This window comes from Micromonospora sp. NPDC049580, assembly GCF_040675595.1.
Classification (GTDB): domain Bacteria; phylum Actinomycetota; class Actinomycetes; order Mycobacteriales; family Micromonosporaceae; genus Micromonospora.
Genome location: NZ_JBFAPG010000540.1, coordinates 1 through 3936 on the forward strand (window position 1 = coordinate 1; position 3936 = coordinate 3936).

General features: G+C 73.1%; 6 protein-coding genes and 1 pseudogene. 5 read left to right on the top strand and 2 right to left on the bottom strand.

Translation table 11 applies throughout. The features are described 5' to 3' along the window. A pseudogene (locus AB0J68_RS28620) lies at positions 1 to 92 on the top strand (inositol monophosphatase); the annotation flags it as partial. Between the two features lie 58 nt (positions 93 to 150). Here AB0J68_RS28620 and AB0J68_RS28625 read toward each other — a convergent pair. Then, the gene (locus tag AB0J68_RS28625; protein WP_354862507.1) at positions 151 to 669 is read right to left on the bottom strand and encodes a LytR C-terminal domain-containing protein; all 519 of its coding nucleotides are present in this window, start codon (positions 667 to 669) and stop codon (positions 151 to 153) included. A 436-nt stretch (positions 670 to 1105) separates the two neighbouring features. Here AB0J68_RS28625 and AB0J68_RS28630 point away from each other — a divergent pair, with 436 nt between their 5' ends. Together AB0J68_RS28630 and AB0J68_RS28635 are read left to right on the top strand one after the other, a co-directional pair. Next, positions 1106 to 1402, top strand: a complete 297-nt coding sequence (locus AB0J68_RS28630) for a DUF4193 domain-containing protein (protein ID WP_007075406.1) — start codon at positions 1106 to 1108, stop codon at positions 1400 to 1402. Between the two features lie 120 nt (positions 1403 to 1522). Further along, on the top strand, positions 1523 to 2320 hold the full coding sequence (locus AB0J68_RS28635) for a hypothetical protein (RefSeq protein WP_354862504.1): 798 nt from the start codon (positions 1523 to 1525) through the stop codon (positions 2318 to 2320). A gap of 19 nt (positions 2321 to 2339) precedes the next feature. Here AB0J68_RS28635 and AB0J68_RS28640 read toward each other — a convergent pair whose 3' ends face one another. Next, the gene (locus AB0J68_RS28640) at positions 2340 to 2867 is read right to left on the bottom strand and encodes a DUF3093 domain-containing protein (protein WP_363941568.1); all 528 of its coding nucleotides are present in this window, start codon (positions 2865 to 2867) and stop codon (positions 2340 to 2342) included. Between the two features lie 90 nt (positions 2868 to 2957). On the opposite strand from AB0J68_RS28640, the gene dut reads away from it, so the two are divergent. Beyond that, on the top strand, positions 2958 to 3494 hold the full coding sequence (gene dut / locus AB0J68_RS28645; RefSeq protein ID WP_363941562.1) for a dUTP diphosphatase: 537 nt from the start codon (positions 2958 to 2960) through the stop codon (positions 3492 to 3494). A 25-nt stretch (positions 3495 to 3519) separates the two neighbouring features. Then, positions 3520 to 3936 (top strand): DUF3710 domain-containing protein (locus AB0J68_RS28650; protein WP_363941565.1); only part of this gene is annotated, 417 nt, incomplete at its 3' end.

Here is a 3936-nt window from a genome sequence, read left to right on the forward strand (position 1 = left end):
CCGGCCCGGACCTGGTGATCGCGGCCCCGCCCGCCCTCTTCGCCGGGCTGCACGACCGGCTGGCCGCCCTGGACGCCTCCGGCGGCCCCTGACCGCTCCGCCGGGGTGGACCCGGATGCTCGGCGCGGGGCGGACGGCCCGGTTACGCCGTCACTTCTTGGCGGCGGGGGACGGGCAGGAGCCCGCCGGCGCGACCGGTGGGCCCAGGTCGCCGAGGGACTGGTTGACCTCGGTGGTGGTGGCGAGCTGCTGGAAGCCGTTGCCCAACACCACGTCCACGGTGTCGTCGGTGCGCTTGTCGTCGTAGACCGGCTCGGCGTTGTTGAGGAAGTACGCCTTGAGCAGGTGGGCGGAGCTGACGCCCTTGGGGCCGAACTTCAGCACGGCGACGTCGTCGATGCCCTTGGGCGCGTTGCCGACCTTCTTGACCTGGAACTTGCGGTTGCGGAAGTCGTCGGCGACGGCGCCCGCCCGGCCCGGCTCGTCGGTCGCGTTCAAGACGTTGATCTTGACGTCCTTGGGCTCGTGCAGGGTGACGTCGGCCAACGGCCAACCGTCCGGGCAGCCGCCCGCCGCGCCGGCCTCGCCCTGGCTGTCGCGGACGATCGCGGTGATCACGAACGCCAGGGCCAGGACCCCCAGCAGGCCGACGACGACGAGTGCTCGCACTCGCGCAAAACTCATCTGGGCGCTCCCGGGACCTCAGGTGGGTGGCGGCGGCCGCCAACGATCGCACTGACCGCCGGCCGTCGAATACGCCGCTGAGGTTAACGGTTGTCCGGCCGTCGCGTGGAAACAGTCCGACATGCCGGCGCGCCGACCCTGAACCGGGTACTACTACCCCTATCTTCGTGTCGCCTGAATCACATTGGGAACAACTTCGCGTGCGGGGGCGTACATCTCAGCCGCAAGGGCGGTATACATGCCTCGCCCAAGGGGGGGGTAAGGTTCCGCGCTCGCAGGGGAGTGGCCCCAGCGGTCCCGACCCGTACGGTCCCGCGGGTCGGGTGCCCGACACAAGTGGTTGCCGGCCAGCGGAACCGAAACAGCGTCGTCCGGCGTTACAACCGGAAGCGACAACATCGATATGGGAGAGTGACATCCGATGGCCACCGACTACGACGCCCCGCGTCGCGACGAGGTCGACCTCGGCGAGGACAGCCTGGAAGAGCTCAAGGCACGGCGCGTCGACTCACAGTCGGGCGCGGTGGACGTCGACGAGGCCGAGGTCGCCGAGAGCTTCGAGCTGCCCGGTGCCGACCTGGCCGACGAGGAGCTCACTGTCAAGGTGCTACCGATGCAGCAGGACGAGTTCCGGTGCGCCCGCTGCTTCCTGGTCCACCATCGCAGCCAGCTGGCGGTCGAGCGCAACGGCGAGCTGATCTGCCGAGAGTGCGTCTGACACTCACGACACCGGCGGCGGCCTCCTGATCGGGGCCGCCGCTACCGGTGTAGGCGTGCGACGCCGGTGGGTACCTGTTTGACTCGTAGCGGGTAGCCACACCACCGGGAGGTCCGACCCATGAGCGATCGAGGCGACACCACCGACGACGGCGCGGACGATCTCGGCGCCACCGTCGCGGCGTTGACCGCGGACGACATCAAGCCGGCCCGGCGGCGGCAACTGCTCACCCGGATGGTGGGGCAGGCCCGCAGCCGAGGCATTTCCGACCTGTTCAAGCCCCGCGCCGCCGTGCGCTGGATGACCGACACGGTGGCCGAGATCGCCCCGCACGTACCGGTGCGGGACCTGGCCACCCTGCGTCGACACTTTCCCGGCCTGGACGACGCCGCCCTGGCCGAGCGACTGATCCGCAACGCCTCCCGCGCCACCGCCGGGATCGGCGCGGCCGGCGGGGGAGTCGCCGCCGTCGAATGGACCGTCGCGCCCACGCTGCTCTCCGCGCCCGTGCTGCTCGCCGCCGAGACGGTCGCCGTCGTGGCGGTGGAGCTGAAACTGATCGGTGAGCTGCACGAGATCCACGGCGTGTCGCTGCCAAGCGCCGGCAGCCAACGAGCGGTGGCCCTGGTGCACTCCTGGGCCACCCAGCGCGGGGTCAACCCGATGGTGCCCGGTGTGGGCGTGGGCGCGGTGCTCGGCACCGCCGCCCGCAAGGAGATGCGGGACATGCTGCTGCGCCGATTCGGGCGCAACCTCACCACGCTCGGGCCGTTCCTGACCGGCGCGGCGGTGGCCAGCTTCCTCAACCGCCGGGCCACCCGGCAGATGGCCGACCAGCTCCAGGTGGACCTGCGCCGTCGCGGCATCGCCCGGCCGGCGCCACCGCCGGCCCTGCCCGGCCCGCCGACGGGCACCTGAGCGGGGTCGTCGGCGTCGGTCAGCCCGGCTCGCCGGCCGTACGGTCGGCAGGCCGGCCGGCGTCCCGCGCGGCCAGCACCGCTTCGGCCAACTCGACCGGACGCCTCGTGCTCACCACCCAGAACGGGGTCGGGTCGGCGGGGTCGTCGAGCACCACCTGCACGGCGCCGCCGATCCAGGGCCGCTGCACCACGAAGGCGAGTGGGTCCGCGCCCACCCCGAGCACCTCACGGCGGCCGGCCACGTCCAACGGGATCACGTCGGCCACGAAGCGCACCGGCAGCCGGGCGTCGTCCACCCGCAGCTCGGAGTCGGCGACCGCGACGCGGATCCGGCCCAGCCACCACAGCCCGGCGGCGGTGACCGGCAGCAGCACCGCGAAGGGCAGCCAGGCCCGGACGCCGGGGCCGCCCATCCAGATCTCGACGGCCAGCAGCGCGGCGGCCACCAGCCCGGTCAGCCACAGCCACCAGGGCAGGTCCAGCCGTTCGGCGTACGCCGGACGGGCCGGGGCCGCCGGCCGATCGGCGGACGGGGAGGGCGACATGCTCACTCCTGCGAGGGTACGGCGCACGGCGGGCCGGCCAACCGGCAGGATGGCAGGGTCACCGGAGACAACCGGACGAAGAGGGGACCCGTGACCGACGTCGTACCCGTGCCCGTACGGCTGCTCGATGCCGAGCTGCCGCTGCCCACGTACGCCCATCCCGGCGACGCCGGGGCCGACCTGGTGGCCGCCGCGGACGTGGAGCTGCCGCCCGGCGGTCGGGCTTTGGTGCCCACCGGCGTGGCCGTCGCCCTGCCGGACGGCTACGTGGGCCTGGTCCACCCTCGGTCCGGCCTGGCGGCCAGGCTCGGCGTGACGGTGCTCAACGCGCCCGGTACGGTCGACGCCGGCTACCGGGGTGAGATCATGGTCAACCTGATCAACCATGATCGGGACACGCCCGCGAAGATCTCCCGTGGCGACCGGATCGCCCAGCTCGTGGTCCAGCGGGTCGCGCGGGCGCGGTTCGAGCCGGTGGCCGAGCTGCCCGGGTCCTCGCGCGGGTCCGGCGGGCACGGCTCGACCGGCGGGCACGCCGGGCTGGTGCCGTCACCGGCCGGCCAGGAGTGGGCCGACCAGCGGCCGGCCGAGCCGGGCCACGGGCAGACGGAAGAGGTGGCAGGGTGATTGTGAACAGCGGAGGGTGGGCGCAGTGATCTTCTCCCGAAAGCGGGCCGATGCCGGGCGGCACACCCGCGACGAGCGGACCACCGAGGTCCTCGACGAGGGCACCGGGACGTCGGCGCCGGCGCTCGTGCGCGGGCCGTACGACATCTCCGAGGTCGACGACGACGTGCAGCGACTCGACCTCGGCAGCCTGCACATCCCGGCGGTGGCCGAGGTGGAGGTGCGGGTGCAGGCCGACCCGCAGGGCGTGATCCAGCAGGTGGTGCTGGTGCACGGGGACAACGCGCTGCAGCTCGGCGTCTTCGCCGCCCCCCGGTCCGAGGGGATCTGGGACGAGGTGCGCGAGGAGATCCGACAGTCGCTGCTGAGCGACGGCGCCGCCGCCCAGGAGGTCGAGGGCGAGTACGGCCCGGAGCTGCACGCCCAGGTGCGCACCCCGGAC